General features: G+C 56.1%; 1 protein-coding gene. It reads left to right on the top strand.

Features of this window, described 5'->3' with window-relative positions; translation table 11 throughout:
- The first annotated feature begins 92 nt into the window (after positions 1–92).
- Positions 93–608 carry an Hcp family type VI secretion system effector gene (locus M0808_RS28395; RefSeq protein WP_003226246.1) on the top strand — a complete coding sequence of 172 codons (516 nt, stop codon included), beginning with the start codon at positions 93–95 and terminating at the stop codon, positions 606–608.
- The last annotated feature ends 73 nt before the right edge of the window (positions 609–681 follow it).

Genomic DNA, 681 nt, shown 5'->3' with positions numbered 1-681 from the left:
CAAACCTGGCACGCTCCTTGATAACAGTCAGGCACCCACCGGGCGATTTCGCCTCCCGGGCACCCTAAATTTATCCGCAAGGAGAGCACCCCATGGCAACACCAGCGTACATGTCGGTTACCGGCGAAAAACAAGGCCTGATCACTGCCGGCGCCTTCACCGCCGACTCCGTTGGCAACACCTACCAGGAAGGCCACGAAGACCAGGTTATGGTTCAGGCTTTCAGCCACGATGTGATCATCCCGCGTGACCCACAGTCCGGTCAGCCAACCGGTCAGCGCGTTCACAAGCCAGTGATCATCACCAAGGTCTACGACAAGGCTTCGCCTCTGCTGCAAGCGGCTCTGACCTCCGGCGAGCGCATGAGCGAAATCGTTATCCAGTGGTACCGTACTTCTGCTCAAGGTACTCAAGAGCACTACTACACCACCAAACTGGAAGACGCGATCATCGTCGCCATCAACAACAAAATGCACAACTGCCAGGATCCAGGCAACTCGCACTTCACCCACCTGGAAGAAGTGCAGTTCACCTACCGCAAAATCACCTGGACCCACGAAGTATCCGGTACTTCGGGTTCCGATGACTGGCGTGCTCCAGTCGTTTAATTACGGCTGATCGTTACAAGCATCGACCAGCCCTGCTGGTCGATGTTGTTTACGCCCCTCCAGAATTTCGCGT

Origin of the sequence: Pseudomonas sp. MWU12-3103b, from assembly GCF_023100615.1 — a bacterium.
Classification (GTDB): domain Bacteria; phylum Pseudomonadota; class Gammaproteobacteria; order Pseudomonadales; family Pseudomonadaceae; genus Aquipseudomonas; species Aquipseudomonas putida_A.
The sequence above is the reverse complement of the archived record's forward strand: the minus strand, read 5'-3'. Positions and strand labels throughout refer to the sequence as shown.

Coding starts and splice junctions, on each gene's coding strand:
- M0808_RS28395 (WP_003226246.1), top strand. CDS start 93: ATGGCAACACCAGCGTACATGTCGGTTACCGGCGAAAAACAAGGCCTG.